The 19,677-nt window shown below is 65.0% G+C and carries 20 protein-coding genes and 1 pseudogene; 12 read left to right on the forward strand and 9 right to left on the reverse strand.

Annotated features, from left to right (window positions below; genetic code table 11):
* Positions 1 to 72 precede the first annotated feature (72 nt).
* The 7 genes from gndA to LB535_RS21960 all read right to left on the reverse strand — a co-directional run bounded on the left by gndA (position 73) and on the right by LB535_RS21960 (position 6,328).
* Positions 73 to 1,560 (reverse strand): NADP-dependent phosphogluconate dehydrogenase, encoded by a 1,488-nt coding sequence (gene gndA / locus LB535_RS21930; protein ID WP_318012333.1) that lies wholly within the window; start codon positions 1,558 to 1,560, stop codon positions 73 to 75.
* A 186-nt stretch (positions 1,561 to 1,746) separates the two neighbouring features.
* Positions 1,747 to 3,375, reverse strand: a complete 1,629-nt coding sequence (locus tag LB535_RS21935) for a copper resistance CopC/CopD family protein (RefSeq protein ID WP_224633658.1) — start codon at positions 3,373 to 3,375, stop codon at positions 1,747 to 1,749.
* A gap of 52 nt (positions 3,376 to 3,427) precedes the next feature.
* The gene (locus LB535_RS21940; protein WP_095769225.1) at positions 3,428 to 3,946 is read right to left on the reverse strand and encodes a YcnI family protein; all 519 of its coding nucleotides are present in this window, start codon (positions 3,944 to 3,946) and stop codon (positions 3,428 to 3,430) included.
* 30 nt (positions 3,947 to 3,976) lie between these two features.
* Positions 3,977 to 4,534, reverse strand: coding sequence for a copper chaperone PCu(A)C (locus tag LB535_RS21945; RefSeq protein WP_224633659.1), 558 nt, complete (start codon positions 4,532 to 4,534; stop codon positions 3,977 to 3,979).
* An 88-nt stretch (positions 4,535 to 4,622) separates the two neighbouring features.
* A complete protein-coding gene (locus tag LB535_RS21950) occupies positions 4,623 to 4,970 on the reverse strand; it encodes a DUF2946 family protein (RefSeq protein ID WP_224633660.1) in 348 nt (115 codons plus the stop codon).
* Positions 4,971 to 5,114: 144 nt separating this feature from the next.
* On the reverse strand, positions 5,115 to 6,017 hold the full coding sequence (locus LB535_RS21955; protein ID WP_224633661.1) for a GntR family transcriptional regulator: 903 nt from the start codon (positions 6,015 to 6,017) through the stop codon (positions 5,115 to 5,117).
* Positions 6,018 to 6,085: 68 nt separating this feature from the next.
* Positions 6,086 to 6,328: a hypothetical protein gene (locus tag LB535_RS21960; protein WP_181174870.1), complete on the reverse strand. Its 243-nt coding sequence runs from the start codon at positions 6,326 to 6,328 to the stop codon at positions 6,086 to 6,088.
* Between the two features lie 43 nt (positions 6,329 to 6,371).
* On the opposite strand from LB535_RS21960, the gene LB535_RS21965 reads away from it, so the two are divergent.
* The 5 genes from LB535_RS21965 (at position 6,372) to LB535_RS21985 (ending at position 12,969) form a co-directional block, all read left to right on the forward strand.
* A complete protein-coding gene (locus LB535_RS21965) occupies positions 6,372 to 7,877 on the forward strand; it encodes a UxaA family hydrolase (protein ID WP_224633662.1) in 1,506 nt (501 codons plus the stop codon).
* A 338-nt stretch (positions 7,878 to 8,215) separates the two neighbouring features.
* Complete coding sequence (locus LB535_RS21970) at positions 8,216 to 9,211, forward strand: ABC transporter substrate-binding protein (protein ID WP_095769220.1); 996 nt, start codon at positions 8,216 to 8,218, stop codon at positions 9,209 to 9,211.
* Between the two features lie 157 nt (positions 9,212 to 9,368).
* Complete coding sequence (locus LB535_RS21975) at positions 9,369 to 10,922, forward strand: sugar ABC transporter ATP-binding protein (RefSeq protein WP_224633663.1); 1,554 nt, start codon at positions 9,369 to 9,371, stop codon at positions 10,920 to 10,922.
* Positions 10,919 to 11,884 carry an ABC transporter permease gene (locus LB535_RS21980; protein WP_095769218.1) on the forward strand — a complete coding sequence of 322 codons (966 nt, stop codon included), beginning with the start codon at positions 10,919 to 10,921 and terminating at the stop codon, positions 11,882 to 11,884. Before LB535_RS21975 ends, LB535_RS21980 begins: the two co-directional genes overlap by 4 nt.
* Before the next feature lie 68 nt (positions 11,885 to 11,952).
* The gene (locus LB535_RS21985) at positions 11,953 to 12,969 is read left to right on the forward strand and encodes a zinc-binding alcohol dehydrogenase family protein (RefSeq protein ID WP_224633664.1); all 1,017 of its coding nucleotides are present in this window, start codon (positions 11,953 to 11,955) and stop codon (positions 12,967 to 12,969) included.
* A gap of 302 nt (positions 12,970 to 13,271) precedes the next feature.
* On the opposite strand, the gene phnF is transcribed toward LB535_RS21985, so the two are convergent.
* The gene (phnF, locus tag LB535_RS21990) at positions 13,272 to 14,018 is read right to left on the reverse strand and encodes a phosphonate metabolism transcriptional regulator PhnF (RefSeq protein WP_140845187.1); all 747 of its coding nucleotides are present in this window, start codon (positions 14,016 to 14,018) and stop codon (positions 13,272 to 13,274) included.
* A 139-nt stretch (positions 14,019 to 14,157) separates the two neighbouring features.
* Here phnF and phnG point away from each other — a divergent pair, with 139 nt between their 5' ends.
* Genes phnG through LB535_RS22005 form a run of 3 tightly spaced genes read left to right on the forward strand, consistent with a single transcriptional unit; the run spans position 14,158 to position 16,347 of the window.
* Positions 14,158 to 14,619, forward strand: a complete 462-nt coding sequence (phnG, locus tag LB535_RS21995; protein WP_224633665.1) for a phosphonate C-P lyase system protein PhnG — start codon at positions 14,158 to 14,160, stop codon at positions 14,617 to 14,619.
* Complete coding sequence (gene phnH / locus LB535_RS22000) at positions 14,619 to 15,230, forward strand: phosphonate C-P lyase system protein PhnH (protein WP_224633666.1); 612 nt, start codon at positions 14,619 to 14,621, stop codon at positions 15,228 to 15,230. Before phnG ends, phnH begins: the two co-directional genes overlap by 1 nt.
* Position 15,231: 1 nt before the next feature.
* Complete coding sequence (locus LB535_RS22005; protein WP_224633667.1) at positions 15,232 to 16,347, forward strand: carbon-phosphorus lyase complex subunit PhnI; 1,116 nt, start codon at positions 15,232 to 15,234, stop codon at positions 16,345 to 16,347.
* A gap of 2 nt (positions 16,348 to 16,349) precedes the next feature.
* Here LB535_RS22005 and LB535_RS22010 read toward each other — a convergent pair whose 3' ends face one another.
* A complete protein-coding gene (locus LB535_RS22010) occupies positions 16,350 to 16,529 on the reverse strand; it encodes a hypothetical protein (protein WP_224633668.1) in 180 nt (59 codons plus the stop codon).
* Positions 16,530 to 16,588: 59 nt separating this feature from the next.
* On the opposite strand from LB535_RS22010, the pseudogene LB535_RS22015 reads away from it, so the two are divergent.
* The 4 genes and pseudogenes from LB535_RS22015 to LB535_RS22030 form a co-directional block, all read left to right on the forward strand.
* Positions 16,589 to 17,422 (forward strand): annotated as a pseudogene (locus tag LB535_RS22015) (alpha-D-ribose 1-methylphosphonate 5-phosphate C-P-lyase PhnJ); the annotation flags it as partial.
* Positions 17,423 to 17,553: 131 nt separating this feature from the next.
* Complete coding sequence (phnK, locus tag LB535_RS22020) at positions 17,554 to 18,330, forward strand: phosphonate C-P lyase system protein PhnK (protein WP_224610823.1); 777 nt, start codon at positions 17,554 to 17,556, stop codon at positions 18,328 to 18,330.
* Between the two features lie 2 nt (positions 18,331 to 18,332).
* A complete protein-coding gene (gene phnL, locus LB535_RS22025; protein ID WP_224633764.1) occupies positions 18,333 to 19,040 on the forward strand; it encodes a phosphonate C-P lyase system protein PhnL in 708 nt (235 codons plus the stop codon).
* Entirely contained in the window at positions 19,037 to 19,651 is a 615-nt protein-coding gene (locus LB535_RS22030; protein ID WP_224633669.1) for a DapH/DapD/GlmU-related protein, read from the forward strand. The genes phnL and LB535_RS22030 overlap by 4 nt, the downstream gene beginning before the upstream one ends.
* Positions 19,652 to 19,677 lie beyond the last annotated feature (26 nt).

Consider the following 19,677-nt stretch of genomic DNA (forward strand, 5'->3'; position numbering starts at 1 on the left):
CGGAGCGTATTTAAAGTACGTGAGCACCGGAAGCGCAGGAAGCCGCCATTTGCAGGCCGGCCTCACCTGGCCCTAGGCGGCCCCACTGCCCCATGGGCCATGAAACGCCCCCTCTTCCCCGATGCGCTCGAAGCCGTGCGCGCCGAAGAAGTCGCGCTGCGCCTGAATCAGGTTCGAGGTGCCGCGTCCTTGGCGGTAGCTGTCGAAATAGGCGAGCGCCGACGACAGCGCCGGCACCGGCGAGCCGGCCTCGGAGGCGCGCGCCACGATGCGCCTCAGCGACGGATGCGCCTCCTTCATCATGGCGATGAAGGCCGGCGCCATCAGCAGATTGGTGGAAGCGCTGCCTGAGCCGAAGGCCTCGGCCATCGTGTCCAGCATCTGCGAGCGGATGATGCAGCCGGCGCGCCAGATCTTGGCGATGGTCGGCATGGGCAGATTCCAGTTGAATTCCTTGGAGGCGCCGCTCATCACCGCGAAACCTTGCGCGTAAGCCGCGATCTTGCCGGCGAACAATGCCAACTCCAGGTCCTTGAGCAGCGCGCCGCTGTCGCCGGAAATCTTTTCGACGCCGATATTGCCATAGGCCTTTTCCGCCGCCTGCCGCTCATCCTTGATCGAGGACAGCACGCGCGCCGCGACCGCCGCCTCGATCGCCGTCGCCGGAATGCCGAGCTGCTGCGCTTCGATGACCGACCATTTGCCGGTGCCCTTCTGCCCGGCGCGGTCGAGGATGATGTCGGCAACCGGCTTGCCGGTCTTGGGATCGTCGGCGGCGAGAACTTTTGCGGTGATCTCGATCAGGTAGGAATTGAGCCGGCCCTTGTTCCATTCTTCGAAGACCTTGCCGATCTCCTTCGGCGCCATGCCGAGGCCGTCGCGCAAGATGCCGTAGATCTCGGCGATCATCTGCATGTCGGCATATTCGATGCCGTTGTGGATGGTCTTGACGAAATGGCCGGCGCCGTCGGTGCCGAGCCAGGCGGCGCAGGGCTCGCCCTTGAACTTGGCCGAGATCGCCGTCAGCACTTTCTCGACGCGCTTCCAGGACTCCTCAGTGCCGCCGACCATGATCGAGGGGCCGTGCCGCGCGCCCTCCTCGCCGCCCGACACGCCCATGCCGATAAAGGTCAGGCCCGAGCCGGACAGCTCCGAGAAGCGGCGCATCGTGTCGCGGAAATTGGCGTTGCCGGCATCGATCACGATGTCGTTGGCCGACAGCACGCCGCGCAGCGCCGCGATCTGCTCGTCGACCGGCTTGCCGGCCAGCACCATGATGATGATCGGCCGCGGAGGCCGGATCGCGGCGGCGAGCTCCTCCAGGCTGTAGCAGGGAACGACCATGTCCTTCAGCGAACCGGCACTGTCGACAAAGGCGTCGGTGCGCGACGGCGTGCGGTTGAAGACGGCGATGCGGTGCCCGTGCTCGGCGATGTTGAGCGCCAGGTTGGAACCCATCGTGCCAAGGCCGATCAGGCCGATTTCGGCTTTTTCCATCGTTTCTTCCCTGCGTTCGGATGCTTGTTGTGGGTTGCGTCCTGGAGAACGCCTTTCCCAGATGAATGACGGGCCTTGGCGGCTGCGTCAACCGTCTCGCCGAATTGTGTCGAGGTCGGTGAGACCGAGGTGAAGACAGAGGGCGAATGGTGAATGGTGAATAGTGAAATGGACAGGCGAACGCCGTCGCGACGCGGAAACGAAAATCGCCTGCTATTCACCATTCACTATTCACCTTCACTCTTAATTTCACTCTGCGCGGATATCGATCGGCGCCTCGATCTTCACCACCTCGAAGTCCGAAACGAGAATATCGAGCCGGGCGTCCCAGCGGCCCGGCAGCGGGATGACGAGATTGTCGATACGCCAGGTGCCGTCGCCGGATTTTCTCGCCGGCCGCTTGATCGGCTCGATGCCGGAATCCGGCTTCGACAGCACCAGCGTCACCTCCTTGGCGTCGAGCGGCCCGAATTCGCCGGTCATGATCATCATCGAAGCGGCAACCTCGCCGGCATGGCCCGGCGTGATGCCGAGATCGGCCATCGCCTTCAGCGTGTGGATGTGGATCGAAACCGGTTGCGCGGCGGCGATCGCCAGCGCGCGTGGCGGCGGGGTGAAGCGCCAGCCGGCGGCGACGCCGAAGATGGCGAGCACGATGACCACCTCGATGCCGATCGAGCGCACCATCCGCCGCTGCACCTCGGTGTCGCCGGCCACAGCCGGGGCGGTCAACGTCCAGCGGTTGATGGAGGCCAACGTGAACAGGAAGAGCAGCAGGGTGAGCTTGAGCAGCAGCAGCCGGCCATAAGCGGTATGGATCAGCGCCGCCGGCTGCTGCACTTGGATGATCGCCAGCACGATGCCGCTGGCGGCAAGGACAGCCACGACCGGCAGGATCGCGCGCGAGAAGTGCCTCAGAAAGACCTTCGCTTTCGCCGGCTGCTGCCGCAGCGCGAGGCCGAGCGGCGCCAGCGCACCCGCCCAGAAGGCGATCGCGGTGCCGTGCAGGAATACCAGCGGCCGCGTCAGCCATTGCGGTTCGGCGGCGCTGGCGTGACCGCTCGCGGCAAGGGCCGCGCCAACACCGAGCAGTGCTACGGACGCCGCCAGCTTGCGCAAGCCCGACGGTCCGGCAAGAGAAAGCAAAGCCGAGCCGAGCGCGATCAGGCCGAGCAGCACCGTCCAGACGAAGCTCGTCTCGAGCGCGGTCTTCCAGACAGCCGGTGTCGCAAACCGGGCGAGCGGCGCGCCGAGCGCATCCAGCCCCTGCAGGCCGAGCGAAAGCGGCGCTCCGACGAGACCGATAAGAAGGGCCGCGATGACGAAGCGTTGGCCGCGGCGCCGGTCCTCGGCGAGCCAGGCAAGTGCGAACGCGCCGCCGATGCCCAGAAAAAGTCCGGCATAGAGAAACAGCTTGCCGAGCCAGATCGCTGCCCGCAGCGTCCAGTCGACGGCCTCACCCGCCACTGGTGCCGCGCTTGGCGCGCCCATTGAAAACAGCGCCGAGCCGCCGACCGGATGACCGTCGACCGAAACGACCCGCCAACTCAGCACATGCGTGCCGGATTTGAGCGTTTCGGGATTGTCGATCTCGACCGTCTGGTCCTTGAGACGGAAGGACGTCAGCGTAAGCTGCGAGCCGTCCGGCCGCACAAGCGTCAGCACCAGCGGCGAGACGGGCTCGCTGAAGGTCAGCGAGAATTTGCCGGGACTTTGCGTCAGCACGGCGCCGTCGGCCGGATCGGTTGCGACCAGCGCCGCATGCGCCAAAGCGCGGCCGGGCACGACGAGCAGCACCATCGCCACGAGCATTGCCGCGAGCCAGGCAAGCGAGCCGGCAAGCATGCGGTTCATCGAGGAAGGCAGTGCTGCGTTCATGCCGTCATGACTGGAAATGGTGGCGCGCCCCGAGGGAGCGCGCCAACAGAGATCATTTCTTCGGCAGCAATTTGATGCCGGGCGCAGGCGTTTCCAAGGCGTCCTCGTCCTGGCCGGCCGCCGGGATCTCGATCCAGCGCTCGGCGGCATCGCCGCATTCCTGCACCACCGGGAAATAGAGCATCTGGCCGGCCGGCAGATCGGCCGCCAGCGAGGCGCGGAAGACGAATTCGTCATAGAATTCGTCCGGCAGATTGCCGCCGCTCCAGTCGACTTCCTTCACGCCGGTGGTCAAGGCCTCGCCATAGAGCTGGTAGGATTTCTCGTATTTGCCCTTCTTGACCTGCAGCGTCCAGCCGGGCTTGGGCATCGGCTTCACCGCGATGACGCCTTCGGGGATCTGCACACGCACCGCGGTCGTTGCCTTGCCCTCGCAGCCATGCGGCACGCGCAAGACGGCCTTGTAGGTCGAGCCGACGGCCGCTTCCTGCGTTTCGAGCGTGATGTGGGCGAGCGCGGCGTTGGTCCCGAGCGCGCAAAGCGCGCCCGCCGCCAAAATATACTTTTTCATAAATTGTGCCTCTGATTTCGAATTGGCGGATTACTCGGCGTGATCCATGTCGCCCATATCGCCACTGCCCGTCTCGCCGATGCCTTCGACGGCGAACTCGACGTTGACGCTGCCCGCCTTCTCGAAGGTCAGCGTCGCGGGGAATTTCTCGCCCTGCTTCGGCTGCCGCTTCAGGCCGGTGAACATCAGGTGATAAGCGCCCGGCTTCAGCGCGACCTTGCCGCCGGCCGGGATCTCCAGCCCGCCCTCGACCGGCCGCATGGTCATGACGCCGTCCTTGACGCCCATCTCATGCAGTTCAGCCTTTTCGGAGATGTCGGAGGAGATCGACAGCAGCCGGTCCTGCGCGCTGCCCTTGTTGATCACGGTGAAATAGCCGCCGCCCACCTTGGCGCCCGGCGGCGTCGCCCGCGACCAGGGATGCTCGATCTCGAGATCGCCGATCTTGAACTCATGCGCCAAGGCGGCGGGAATGCAGGCCAGGAGAAGAAAAAGGCTGAGCACGGCAAGGCAAACGCGCAGCGGGAGGTGAAACGGCGGCGCGCCGCGAAGGGCGAAGGCTTCCGCCTTGGGAAGAAGATTGGACATGGTTGCTCCATGAGTACGGGATCGCGCCGGAATGCGGCCGCGAACAGTCTGATCTTTGGATGAATAGGTCTGCGGAAGGTTCCGCGGATCAGACCATCGCCGGCGGCGCGCGCGGATTGGCCGGAGAGCGGTCGCGGGCGAAATCCTGGTGCCGGAAGGCCGGAAGCTGGAAGGCGACGGCCTCGAAAAGCTGGATCCTGGCCAGGGCGCCGGCCTCCGGCGGCGGCAGATGCGCCGCCGAAACCGTGTTGCAGCCGAGCGAGCAGCAGGCCGGCAGATGTTGTTGGTGGGGATCGCCGCCGGGGAGTTTTACAGCCCCTTCATGCGTGCAGATGACGTTGCCGAAGGCGTCGACCTGCGAAGACGCGCCGAAGGCGAAAGCGCCGAGAGAGGACTGAAGCAATAGAAGCAGCGCCGCGACGAACGCGGCCGGCATGCTCCATCGTCTCAGCCGGATATGCAACGCAAAGCCTCTCCCGGAAACGCGTCGACGGTAGCACGGGGAATGCGCGCGGGAAATCGGCAAAACCGCGCTGCGGCAACGCGGCGCGATAAGTCGTCGTGGATCGCGGCCGGCCTGTCAGGCGGGCTGCATCTGCCGCCCTTCGGGAATTGAGGTCAGCAGCGTCTGGCGCGCCGACTTCAGGTGCTTGCGACAGGCGGCGTCCACCTTGCCGGGATCGCGCGATTTCAGCGCCGCGATATAGGCGAGATGCTCCTGGATAGCGACCTCGTTGCGCTGGCGCTCCTCAGCCTTGTTCCACTGATAGTGGTAGTGGAAGATCATAGCGATGACATCGTAGAAGTCGACGATGAAGCGATTGTGCGAGGCGCGGTGGATCAGCCGGTGGAAGCGCTCGTCGAGCTCGGAGAATTCGTTGAAGCGCGTGGCGATCTCGCTCGCGAGCTGGCGATGCTCGAGCTCCAGCCGGTCAAGATCGGCCCATACAGCGCTATCTTCCGGCAGGGCGGCGAAAGCCGCCGCCGAACGCAGCTCGAAAATCTCGCGGATCTCGGTCAGCTCCAGCGCGAAGGCGCGTGTGAAACCCTTCAGCACCCAGTGGCTGTTGCGCCGCTTCTCGATTAGTCCGAAGCGCGAGAAGCGGATCAGGAATTCGCGCACGCTGGTGGTGCCGACGCCGATCTCGCGCGCCAGCTCCAGCTCGTTGATCTGCATGCCGGCTTCCGCGCCGCCCGCAAGCAGGCGACGCATGAAGGAGCGCTCGATGATCTCCGCCAGCGAGTCGGTCTCCTCCTCGGGGAAGAAATCCTCCGGCCGCGGCGCCCTGAGCACCGTCTTGTTGCGCTTGTTCCAGTCGATCAGGCCGGTTTCTTCCATGCGCGCAAGGATGCTGCGCACCGTGGTGCGGCTGACGCCGAGCAGCGTGCCGAGTTCCGGTTCCGAAGGCAGGCTCTTGGTCTCGTCGAGCAACCTGAGGCAGCGGTTGAAGGCGTCCTTGTAGACATTGTTGCTTTTCGACATGCCCCGTATCCCCCAACGCTTGCGGCGGCCTGCCGGAAACGCGATATGATCGGTGTTCCTAGAGCAGCTCAGCGTTTCTCGGAATCGCCGAACTGCGCTAAATCTTTGTTTCTGCGCAATTCCGGACGGAAAGCCGCTACGCACTTTTCCTGGAATTGCTCTGGCGCAAGCCTCCGAAAGCGGAACGTTTTTCGCCGGCTTGCCGAACGGGCGGCGCGGGCGTCCAAAAGACGAGCGCCAACCGAGCGAAAAAACAATTGACGCAAAATTGTTTTTTCCCGATAAAAGACATTACCTTTAAACGGGCGCAAGTCAATCCGCCCGCATTCCCAGGATCACCCAGGACAGCCGCCCGTGAACGTTGCAAACACCATCCTTCTCTCACCCTCCGATAATGTCGCCGTTGCCAACGGGCGCATCGAGATTGGAACGCAATTGCCGGGCGGCGCAACCGCGACTGCCGTGATCGAGCCGGGCCACAAGGTGGCGATCAAGCCGATCCCGGCGGGCGAAGCGGTTGTGAAATACGCGCAGGCGATCGGCCGCGCCACGCAAGACATTGCGCCCGGCGAGCATGTTCATTCGCACAATCTGGTTTTCGAGAGCGGCCGCTTGCCGGTGGTGCCGCCGAGCGAGGCCGAGCATGCCACCGAGGCCGACCGCAAGCGCACCTTCATGGGCTACCGCCGCGCCGACGGGCGCTCCGGCACGCGCAACTTCATCGGCATCATCGCCAGCGTCAATTGCTCGTCGACCGTCTGCCATGCCATTGCGGACGAAGCCAACCGCACGCTTCTGCCGAAATATCCCGGCATCGACGGCTTCGTGCCGATCGTGCACGGCCAGGGCTGCGGCATGAGCGCCACCGGCGACGGCATGATGGTTCTGCACCGCACTTTAGCCGGCTATGCGCGCCATCCGAATTTCGGCGGCGTGCTGATGGTGGGCCTGGGCTGCGAGGTCAACCAGCTCACGCTTTACGGCCAGAAGGGCGTGGCCGCGGGAAAGCGGCATTTCAACATCCAGGAAGCCGGCGGCTCGCGCAAATCGGTCGAGCGCGCGATGGGCGTTCTGGCCGAGATCGCCGAGGAAGTGGGCCAGCTGCAGCGTGAGCCGATCCCGGTCTCGGAGATCGTCGTCGGGCTGCAATGCGGCGGCTCGGACGGCATGTCCGGCATCACGGCAAATCCGGCATTGGGCGCCGCCGTCGATATCCTGGCAGACTGCGGCGGCATCGGCATCTTGTCGGAGACGACCGAGATCTACGGCGCCGAGCATCTGCTGGCCTACCGCGCCGCCTCACCCGAAATCGCCGCCAAGCTTGACGGCTTTGTGAAGTGGTGGGAGGACCATACCGCCAAGCACGGCGCCTCGATCGACAACAATCCCTCGCCCGGCAACAAGCGCGGCGGCCTGACCACGATCCTCGAGAAATCACTGGGCGCGGTCGCCAAGGGCGGCCAGACGCCGCTCAACGGCGTTTTCGGCTATGCCGAGAAAGTCTCAGGCAGCGGCCTGGTGTTCATGGACACGCCCGGCTACGACCCGGTTTCGGCCACCGGCCAGGTCGCCGGCGGCGCCAATGTCATCGTCTTCACCACCGGCCGCGGCTCCTGCTTTGGCTGCCGGCCGACGCCGTCGATCAAGGTCGCCACCAATTCGACCATGTATCACCAGATGGAAGAGGACATGGACGTCAATTGCGGGGTTATCGCCTCGGGCGAGAAGACCATCGCCGGCATGGGCCGCGAGATCTTCGAGCTGATCATCGAGACGGCGTCCGGCCGCAAGACCAAGAGCGAGGCGTTCGGCTACGGCGACAACGAATTCGTGCCGTGGCATCTCGGCGCGACGCTTTAATCAAACGCAGTTATCGCGTCGGAAGCGCCACCGACAACAGGAGGCGACCTTCACTACAGTGCAGGCTTTTTTCATGGAATAAATATTCCATGTTGACAGAATTATGAAATTATTGTTCCATGTCGATAAGGAGGAACGGGAGCATCCGAGCACTGCCAGGGAAGAGCCGAACGGACCCTAGCCCGCATCGCGCACGACAGCAGACATCGCTTGCATCGGTCACGGCAATGCTCTATCAAAAAACGGTATCTGTTTTTTATTGATAAAGTTCTGTTTGGGCCGCGCCTATCCAGATGGAGCTTCCGCAACCTTCACCAGGCGACTTAGGGAGGAACCTAATGAAATTCGTGACCAGCCTTCTCAACCGCCGCGCCTTCGTGGCTTTGGCCGCCGCTTCGATGCTCGCCGGCGCGATGCATTCCGCGCCCGCCTCGGCGGCCGACGTGACCATTCCGATCATCGTCAAGGATACCACATCCTTCTACTGGCAGATCGTTCTGGCCGGCGCCCGCAAGGCCGGCAAGGATCTCGGCGTCAACGTGCCGGAACTCGGCGCCCAGGCCGAAACCGACGTCAATGGCCAGATCTCGATCCTGGAAAACGCCGTCGCCAGCAACCCGGCGGCTGTCGTCATCTCGCCGACCGAGTTCAAGGCGCTCGGCAAGCCGATCGACGAGGCTGCCTCCAAGGTCAAGGTCATCGGCATCGACTCCGGCGCCGATTCCAAGGCCTTCACCTCCTTCCTGACCACCGACAACGTGCAGGGCGGCCGCGTCGCCGCTGACGGCCTCGCCGCCGCCATCGGCGCCGCCAACGGCGGCAAGGTGGAAGGCAAGGTCGCTCTGATCACGGCACTTCCCGGTGCCGGCTCGCTCGAGCAGCGCAAGCAAGGCTTCATCGAACAGATCAAGGCCAAATATCCTGGCCTCGAGCTTGTCGCCGACAAATATGCCGACGGCCAGGCCACCACCGGCCTCAACATCGCGACCGATCTGATCACCGCCAATCCGGACCTCAAGGGCATCTTCGCCTCGAACCTGATCATGGCGCAGGGCGTCGGCCAGGCGATCGCCGAAAACAATCTCGGCGGCAAGGTGGCGCTGATCGGCTTCGACAGCGACGAGAAGCTGATCAAGTTCCTCAATGACGGCGTCATCTCGGGCCTGGTCGTCCAGGATCCGTACCGGATGGGGTATGACGGCATCAAGACCGCCTTGGCCGCCTCGAAGGGCGAGAAGGTCGAGGCCAATGTCGACACCGGCGCGAACCTCGTCACCAAGGACAACATGAAGGATCCCAAGATCGACGCGCTGCTCAACCCGAAGCTCAAGTGAGCAGCATCGCGACAGTCGTTTCCGGGGCCTCGCGCCCCGGAAACATCCATCGGGGCTATTTGGAAATTCGCCGGCCCGATTTAGGCTCCGCCTTCAAGATGCGCGCCAGACGCATCGCTGCGTACCCAATGGTTGAGGCCAATCTGGGAGGATTGTCATGACGTCGACGGCGCAGGAATTGCATCCGGCCCCCACGCTGGAACCGGGCAGGACGATCCTCGAGCTCAACGGCCTGGAAAAGCGCTATCCCGGCACGCATGCGCTGAAGCCCGTGCACCTTGCCTTCAAGGCGGGCGAGATCCACGCCATCGTCGGCGAGAACGGCGCCGGCAAGTCGACCCTGATAAAACTCCTGACCGGCGTCATGCCGCGCACCTCCGGCGAGGTGATCTGGGAAGGCAAGCCGACCGCCTTGGCCACGCCGCATGAGGCGATGGCGCTGGGCATCAACGCCGTCCACCAGGAGGTGGTGCTGTGCCGCCATCTCACCGTCGCCGCCAACATGTTCCTCGGCGAGGAGGAGTCACGCTTCGGCCTGCTGCAGCAGCGCGCCATGGTGAAGGACGCGCAGAAGATCATTGACGGGCTGGGCTTCGACTTGCCAGCGCATGTCATGCTCGGCGATCTCACCATCGGCCAGCAGCAGCTGATCGCCGCCGCCCGCGCTACGGTGCGCGGCACGAAATTTCTGATCTTCGACGAACCGACCGCCTACCTCACCCGCAAGGAGGCCGACCAGCTCTTCAAGCTGATCCGTCGGCTCAAAGGCGAAGGCGTCACCATCATCTATATCAGCCACCGCATGGAGGAAGTGTTCGAGCTCGCCGACCGCGTTTCCGTGCTGCGCGACGGCACTCTGGTCGGCACCCGCAACATCGCCGAGACCGACGAGCCCGAACTGGTCAAGCTGATGATCAACCGCTCGATCGAGCAGATCTACCACAAGGAGCATTTCACCCCCGGCGCCACGATTGTCGAGACGAAGAACCTTTCGGGCAAAGGCTTCGAGAATGTCTCGGTGACCGTCCGTGCCGGCGAGATCGTCGGCCTCTACGGCCTGATCGGCGCCGGCCGCAGCGAGTTCGTCACCACGCTTTACGGCCGCCACAGGAAGTCGGCCGGCCAGATTCTCTGGCAAGGCAAGGAGGTCCAGGTCAACTCCGAGCACGACGCGATCCGGCTCGGCATGGCGCTGGCTCCGGAAAGCCGCCGCGACCAGGGCCTGTGCCTCAATTTGCCGGTCGGCACGAACCTCAACCTGCCGATCTACAAGCGCATCTCCAGCAATTTTCTGATTTCCGGCGCCAAGGAGAAAGCCGAGGCCGACCGCCAGATCGCCGACCTGCGCATCAAGACGCCGACGCGCAATGCGCTCGCCTCCAGCCTCTCAGGCGGCAACCAGCAGAAGATCGTCATCGGCAAATGGCTGGCGCATGGCGCCAAGCTGTTCATCTTCGACGAGCCGACGGTGGGCGTCGATGTCGGCACTAAGGCCGAGATCTACCGCCTGTTCTCGACGCTCCTGTCCAAGGGCGCCGGCATCATCCTGATCTCGTCCTATCTGCCGGAAGTCTATGAGCTTGCAGACACGCTGCACGTGTTCCGGCGCGGCAAGCTGGTCGCGACCCATGGTTTCCGCACCGCCAGCCACGAGGACATTTTGGGTCAGGCACTGGCCGAGAAACAAGAAAAGTCGGGAGGACAAAAATGAGCACCGAGGCGATCCCCGCCGAAAAACCCAAGCGCAATTTCAACGCCCTGTTCGGCCTGACGCTGCTTGGCCTTTTGCTCCTGATGTGGATCGTGCTGGCCGTCGCCACGCCGTCCTTCGCCACGACGCTCAACATCACCAACCTTCTGCGTCAGGGATCGCTGATCGCCATCCTCGCCGTCGGCCAGACCTTCGTCATCATCACCGGCGGCATCGATCTGTCGGTCGGCGCGGTGGTCGGCTTCACCACCGTCATTGTCGCGCTTTTGATCAACGCCGGCTGGCCGATCTGGGCCGCGGTGCTGATCACGCTGCTGGTGGGCGTCGCCATCGGCCTCTTCCACGGCTTCGGCATCGTCAAGATGGGCCTGCCGCCCTTCATCATCACCTTGGCCACCATGACCTCGCTGCGCGGCATCGGCCTCCTGATGACGAACGGCAACTCGATCTCCATCAACAGCGACTCGTTCCAGGCTTTCTCGCGCGGCTCGCTCGCGGGCATTCCCTACCTGTTCTGGATGGTGATCCTGGTCGCCATCCCGTCCTACGTGTTCCTGCACCATACGCGCTGGGGCCGCTACCTGTTCTCGGTCGGCTCCAACGCCGAGGCCGCGCGCCTGTCCGGCGTCAACGTGCCGCGCACCATCTTCATGGCCTACGTCCTGTCCGGCCTGCTTGCCGCCATCGTCGGCGTGCTCTTGGCCTCGCGCATCGGCATCGGTAATCCGACGCAGGGCGACACCTATGAGCTTCAGGCCATCGCCTCGTCGGTGATCGGCGGCACGTCGCTGTTCGGCGCCATCGGCTCCGTGCATGGACCGCTGATCGGCTCCTTCATCCTTTCGACGATCAACAACGGCGCCAACCTGCTCAACGTCAACACCTTCTGGCAGCGCGTCATCACCGGCCTGCTGATCATCGTCATCGTCTACTTCGACGGCCTGCGTCGTCGCGGCAAATGACTCCTACGTGAAACTAACGCGCCGGCCCCGCTCGAGCGGCGCCGGCGCTCTTTGCCTGGATTTGCGATATGAAAGCCGTTGTCTGCCGTTCGCCCGGCGAGCTTATCCTCGAAGACCGCGCCGGGCCCGGCGCACCGCCGCCCGGCTGGGCGCGCGTTGCGGTCAGCCATGTCGGCATCTGCGGAACCGACTACCACATCTTCGAAGGCAAGCACCCGTTTCTGGCCTATCCGCGCATCATGGGCCATGAGGTTGCCGGCACGATCGTCGAGAAGGGCGAAGGCGTCGAGATCAGCGTCGGCGAGCCGGTCGTCATCAACCCCTATCTTTCATGCGGCAAATGCATTGCCTGCCGGCGCGGCAAGCCGAACTGCTGCGTGAAGATCGAGGTGCTGGGCGTCCATCGCGACGGCGCCATGTGCGACGAAATCCTGGTGCCGGCGCAGAACCTCTACCCGACGAACGGCCTGTCGCTGGCCGACGCCGCGGCGGTCGAATTCCTGGCCATCGGCGCGCATGCCGTGCGCCGATCGCTCGGGCTGCCCGGCCAGCGCACGCTGGTCATCGGCGCCGGCCCGATCGGTCTCGGCACGGCGATCTTCGCGCGCATTGCCGGTCTGGATGTCAGCCTGCTCGACATGAGCGCCGAACGTCTCGGATTCGCCGAGAAGCAGCTCGGCTTTGCCCCGCTGGACAGCTCGAAGACGCCGGCTGCCGAGCTGGTCCAACAGGCAACAGCCGGCGAAGGGTTCGACCTCGTGTTCGACGCGACTGGCAACACCCAGTCCGTGCAGTCGGCCTTCGCCCACGTCGCGCATGGCGGCACGCTGGTGCTGGTCAGCGTCGTCAAGGACGACATCACCTTCTCCGACCCTGAATTCCATAAGCGCGAGATGATGCTGGTCGGCAGCCGCAACGCGCTGAAGTCCGATTTCGACCATGTCGCAGATTCGATCCGCAACGGCGCCGTGCCGTTGAACAAGCTCGTCACCCATCGCACCACGCTCGCCGGAACGCCGCGCGACCTTGCCCGATGGACGCACGAGAAGTCAGGACTGATCAAGGCGGTCATTGAGGTCGGGTGAGGAAGGCCCGCGTCCAGGTTTCACGAATTGGACCGTTGTCCGCCCTAGCAAATTGCAGTCTTGGTGATTGGCCGAAGCGCCTATCCCCTTCGTCATCCACGGGCGGAGCAAGGAGCGTAGCGACGCAGCGCAGACCCGAGGATCCATTCCGTGACGCCGACGCGTTGCAGCGATCCAGAATTCTGCTCCGCTGCGCTCTACGATCGAGGTTACGGAATGGATCCTCGGGTCTGCGCTCCGCTTCGCGTCGCTCCGCCCGTGGATGACGACCTCCTGGATTGCCGTCCGAAGACATCGTAGACCTAATCGCCGGCCGACAGCCTAAGCTCCACCCGCTCCGCGGGAAAGCGCGATTCCGCGAATTGGATCGGCTCACCGTCGAGCGTGACGTTGACGGCGACGGTGACCAGCACGATCGCGCCGGGCTGCAGATCGAGGGCTGCAAGGTCGTCGGCATCGGCGTGGCGCGCCGACAGCACGGTCGAATGCCTGAGATAATCGTTGATGCCGAAGCGCTTCAGTGAGGCGGTGATCGATCCCGTTTCCGCCATTGCCGCCTCGATTCCGGCGAAGCGCTTGGCATCGAACCAGGTCGTCGCGCGCGACACCGCATGACCGTCGGCCTCGCCGCGCGTCTCCAGGCGGATGACGGCAGCGCCTTTGGCGATGCCCAGCGCCTCGGCGATGCGCCGGCCGGCCGGCTCGGTCGACGACGACAGCAGCGCGATATGCCGCTCGCTCGTCTGCCCCTGCAGCCCGGTCGAGAAGCGCGTCCGCGCGCCGATCGGATAGGACAGCCGCTTGCGCGACAACACGAAGGTGCCGCGTCCCTGCTCGGCCCTCAGCACGCCTTCCTGCACCAGTGCTGCAATGGCGCTGCGCACCGTATGGCGGTTGACACCGTAGCGCTCGGCCAGCGCGACTTCAGGCGGCAGCGCGGCATTCTCGGCGAAATCGCCATTGGCGATCGCCTGCAGGATCCTGTCGGCGATCTGCCGCCATAGCGATACGCCGTTGCGCCTCTCGATGCTGCTTGCCAGCCCGGTCATTTCCCCGCCCCCAACGTCCTCACCCTTATCTTTTGCACCCGTTGTCATCCACCCGTCATGGACTCCCGATACCAAGTGAGTATAATTTGTATAGTTGTCTATATCAATAGACAAATTTCTCTCTGCAAGGAGCGATGCCATGCGAGGACAGGAAGCGCGCGAGCAGGCCGGGCGGAAAGCCTTGATGGTGACGCTGGCGCATGCCGCGGCCGACGAGATCGCCCGCCTGTGGAACGAGTCGGACCTGCCCTCCGAAGCCGAGCTTTTGCGCGGTCCCGAAACCGGACTGGTGACGGTGCGCGGGCGGATCGGCGGCGGTGGCGCACCGTTCAATGTCGGCGAAGCGACGGTCACCCGCGCCACGGTGCGGCTGCCCTCCGGCCAGGTCGGCCACTCCTATGGGCTTGGCCGCGACAAGGGAAAAGCCAAGCTAGCGGCGATCGCCGACGCGCTGTGGCAGGACCCAGCGCACCGCGAAGCGGTCGAGACAAAGCTCGCCGCGCCCTTGCGCGCGGCGCTTGCTGCGGCGCGCGAGACAAAGCGCGTCGAAACGGCGGCCACGAAAGTGGATTTCTTCACCATGGTGCGCGGAGAGGACTGATGGATATCGCCACGCAATCGATCGACGGCGGCTTCGCGGAGCCGGTCTTCAACGCCCAGGCGGTGTTCCGCGCCATCATGGACGCGATGGCCCGCCCTGGCACCGTCCAGCCGCTGCCGCAGCTCGCCCGCCCGCCGGCGCCGCTGTCGGCGACGGCCGGCGCCGTGGCGCTCTCGCTCTGCGACAACGACACGCCGGTCTGGCTCGACCCGCCGCTGCAGACGGAAGCCGCGGTCAAGGCCTGGCTCGGCTTCCACACCGGCGCGCCCTCGGCAAACACGCCGGCCGACGCACATTTCGCCCTGATCGCCAATCCGAAGGAGATGGCGGCGCTCGATGGTTTTGCGCAAGGCACGCAAGAATATCCCGACCGCTCGACGACGCTGATCCTCTTGGTCGACGATCTTGCCTCGGGCCCGTCGCTGCTGCTCGAAGGTCCGGGGATCGAAAAGACGTCGATGATCGCGCCTCCTGGCATGCCGCGCCATTTCGTCGAGCAGTGGAAGCAGAACAACCAGCGTTTCCCGCGCGGCGTCGACATCATTCTGGCGGCGCCCGGCAGCCTCGCCTGCCTGCCGCGCACCACCCGCATCAAGACGATGGAGGCATGACATGTATGTCGCGGTGAAAGGCGGCGAAGCCGCCATTGCCAATGCGCATCGCCTGCTTGCCGACCGCCGCCGCGGCGACCGCTCGGTACCGGCGCTGCGCCTCGACCAGATCGTCGAGCAGCTGGCGCTCGGCGTCGACCGGGTGATGAGCGAAGGCTCGCTCTATGATCGCGAGCTCGCGGCTCTCGCCGTTACCCAGGCGCGCGGCGATATGATCGAGGCGATCTTTCTGGTGCGCGCCTACCGCACCACGCTGCCGCGCTTCGGCTACACCAATCCGGTCGACACCGGCGCCATGCAGGTCGAGCGTCGTGTCTCGGCCACCTACAAGGACCTGCCGGGCGGCCAGGTGCTCGGCCCGACCTTCGACTATACGCACCGCCTGCTCGATCCAGAGCTTGCCGCCGGCGCCGAGGTCGAGATGCCGGCGCAGCGTCCGGCCGAACCGGAGTCCATGCCGCGCGTTTCGGCGATCCTCGCCCATGAAGGCCTGATCGAGGCCGATGGCGAGATGCCGCTTGACTACGTGCCCGGCGACATCACGCGCGAGCCGCTGCAATTCCCGATGGCGCGCGACATCCGCCTGCAGGCGTTGTCGCGCGGCGACGAAGGTTTTCTGCTGGCGCTCGGCTATTCGACGCAGCGCGGCTACGCCCGCAACCATCCCTTTGTCGGCGAGATACGCATCGGCGAGGTCGAGCTGGAGCTCGACGTGCCGGAGCTGCCCTTCGCCGTGCCGCTCGGCTCCATCCGCGTCACCGAATGCCAGATGGTCAACCAGTTCAAGGGCTCGGCCAAGGCGCCGCCGCAGTTCACGCGCGGCTACGGCCTGGTCTTCGGCCAGAGCGAGCGCAAGGCGATGGCGATGGCGCTGTGCGACCGGGCGCTGCGCGCCACGGAGCTTGGCGAGGATGTCGTCGCCGCCGCGCAGGACGAGGAATTCGTCATCTCGCATTCCGACAATGTCCAGGCCACCGGTTTCGTCGAGCATCTGAAGCTGCCGCATTATGTCGACTTCCAGGCCGAGCTCGGCCTGGTTCGCCGCATGCGCGCCGAATACGAAGCGCGGGAAAACGAGGACAAGGCCGCCGAGGAGAAGCGCGAGGCGGCGGAATGACTTCAGTGTCCGCTACCGGAATGCCCGCCGTCGAAGCCGCCAGTATAGTCGCCGCCACCGAAGGACTCGCCGTACGGAGGTTCCCTTGGCGCGGGGAGAACCATTTTCCGCAGCGCAAAGGTCGCGAAGCCGGCGAACACCAGCAGCAGCACGCCAAGATGCAACCAACCGGTAGAGTCCATTCGGGCGTCCTTCCGCGTCTTGGGCGCCAATTTCATAGCAGAGAGCGGACGTGATCGCCATGACCGACATCGCCACCTACAACTTCGCCTATCTCGACGAACAGACCAAGCGGATGATCCGCCGCGCCATCCTGAAGGGCATCGCCATTCCCGGCTACCAGGTGCCCTTCGCCTCGCGCGAGATGCCGATGCCTTATGGCTGGGGCACCGGTGGCGTGCAGGTCACCGCTTCGATCATTGGCCCCGACGACGTGCTCAAGGTCATCGACCAGGGCGCCGACGACACCACCAACGCCGTCTCGATCCGCGCCTTCTTCAAGAAGGTCGCCAATGTCGCCGTCACCACCGACACGGCAACCGCCACCATCATCCAGACCCGCCACCGCATCCCCGAGCATCCGCTGACCGCGGGCCAGGTGCTGGTCTTCCAGGTGCCGATCCCAGAGCCGCTGCGCTTCCTCGAGCCGCGCGAGACCGAGACGCGCAAGATGCACGCGCTGGAGGAATACGGCCTCATGCATGTGAAGCTCTATGAGGACATTGCCAGGCACGGCCGCATCGCCACCACCTACGCCTATCCGGTCAAGGTCGAGGGCCGCTACGTGATGGATCCTTCGCCGACGCCGAAATTCGACAATCCGAAGATGCACCGCTCGCCCGCCTTGCAATTGTTCGGCGCCGGCCGCGAGAAACGCATCTATGCGGTGCCGCCCTTCACCGACGTCGTCAGCCTCGACTTCGAGGACCATCCCTTCGAGGTGCAGACCTTCGACCAGCCCTGCGCGCTCTGCGGCGCCGGGAATGTCTATCTCGACGAGGTCATCCTCGACGACCATGGCGGCCACATGTTCGTCTGCTCCGATACCGACCATTGCGAGAAGCGCCGCGCCGACTCTACCTCCCCCTCGTGGGGAGGTCGCGCCGAAGGCGCCGGTGGGGAAAACGGCCAATCTTCTCTTTCTTCAATCCCCACCCCGGCGGTGCGCGCCGATCCTCCCCACAAGGGGGAGGGTAAGGAGGCCGAATGACCGACGAACCGCTGCTCCGCGTCTCGGCGCTGTCCAAATTCTACGGCTCGCGCATCGGCTGCGAGAACGTCACCTTCGACCTCTGGCCGGGCGAGGTTCTGGCGGTGGTCGGCGAATCCGGCTCCGGCAAGACCACGCTGCTCAACTGCCTGTCGACCCGCCTGCTGCCCTCCTCCGGCACGGCCAGCTATCGCATGCGCGACGGCCAATGGCGCGAGCTCTACCGCATGAGCGAGGCCGAGCGCCGCTTCCTGATGCGCACCGACTGGGGCTTCGTCCACCAGAACCCGGCGGACGGGCTGCGCATGACAGTGTCGGCCGGCGCCAATGTCGGCGAGCGGCTGATGGCGGTCGGCGACCGCCACTACGGCAGGATCCGCGCCACCGCCGTCGATTGGCTTTCGCGCGTCGAGATCGATGAGGACCGCATCGACGATGAGCCGCGCGCCTTTTCCGGCGGCATGCGCCAGCGCCTGCAGATCGCCCGCAACCTGGTCACCGGACCGCGCCTCGTCTTCATGGACGAGCCGACCGGCGGCCTCGACGTCTCGGTGCAGGCCCGCCTGCTCGACCTGTTGCGCGGGCTGGTCACCGATCTCGGGCTGGCGGCGATCGTCGTCACCCACGACCTCGCCGTGGCGCGGCTCCTGTCGCAACGCATGATGGTGATGAAGGACGGGCGCGTCGTCGAAAGCGGCCTCACCGACCGCGTGCTCGACGATCCGCGCGCGCCTTATACGCAGCTTCTCGTTTCTTCCATCCTGCAGGTGTGATGATGGCCACTCCTCTCGTTGTCTCCGATGTCGCCAAAAGCTTCACCATGCATCTACGCGACGGCGTCACGCTGCCGGTGATGACGGGTGTCTCCTTCTCGATCCGCGCCGGCGAGTGCGCGGTGCTCGGCGGTCCGTCGGGTGCCGGAAAAAGCTCGATCCTGAAGATGCTCTACGGCAACTACGCCGTCGATGAAGGCCAGATCATCGTCCAGCATGGGGGCGGGCTGATCGACCTCGCCTCGGCCAGCCCGCGCACCGTGCTTTCCGTGCGCCGCCATACCATCGGCTATGTCAGCCAGTTCCTGCGCACCGTCCCGCGCGTTTCCGCGCTCGACGTCGTCGCCGAGCCGCTGGTCGAGCGCGGCGAGGATCGCGAGACCGCGCGGGCGAGAGCGCGTGCCCTGTTGGCGCAGCTCAACCTGCCGGAAAAGCTCTGGGCCTTGCCGCCCGCGACCTTCTCGGGCGGCGAGCAGCAGCGCGTCAACATCGCGCGCGGCTTCATCACCGAGCATCCGATCCTGCTGCTCGACGAGCCGACCGCTTCGCTCGACGCGAAGAACCGCGATGTCGTGGTCGAGCTCATCGCCGCCAAGAAGGCGGCGGGCGTTGCCCTGCTCGGCATCTTTCACGACCTCGACGTGCGTGAGGCTGTCGCCGACCGCGTCATCGACGTAACCGCCTTCGCCGCCGGAAAGATCGCCGCATGAAGAAGCTTTCGGAGGCGCCGCTGATCCATCCAACGGCGCAGGTCGAGAACTCGACGCTCGGCCGCTGGACCGAGATCGCCGAGCGCAGCCGCGTCGCCGAATGCGAGCTCGGCGACTATTCCTATATGATGCAGGACTGCGCCGTGTGGTGCGCGACCATTGGCAAGTTCTCCAACATCGCGGCAAGCGTGCGCATCAACGCCACCAATCACCCGACATGGCGGCCGACGCTGCACCACTTCACCTACCGCGCATCGGACTATTGGGACGACGCCGAGCATGAAAGCGCGTTCTTCGCCGAGCGCCGCGCCAAACGCGTCACCATCGGCCACGACACCTGGCTCGGCCATGGCTCGACCATCCTGCCCGGCGTCACCGTCGGCGATGGCGCGGCCGTCGGCGCGGGCGCCGTGGTGACAAAGGACGTCGCGCCCTACACAATCGTCGGCGGCGTGCCGGCGAAGCCGATCCGCGAGCGCTTCGACCGCCGCACCGCCGAGCGCTACCAGGCTTTAGCCTGGTGGGACTGGGACCATGCAAGGCTGCGCGCCGCGCTCGACGATTTCCGCGAGCTGTCGGCGGAGGCGTTTTTGGAGAAGCATGGCGGCTAGGCGCGGTGAATGGTCAATAGTGAATG

The sequence above is a fragment of the Mesorhizobium sp. CA10 genome, assembly GCF_020165285.1.
Lineage (GTDB): Bacteria > Pseudomonadota > Alphaproteobacteria > Rhizobiales > Rhizobiaceae > Mesorhizobium.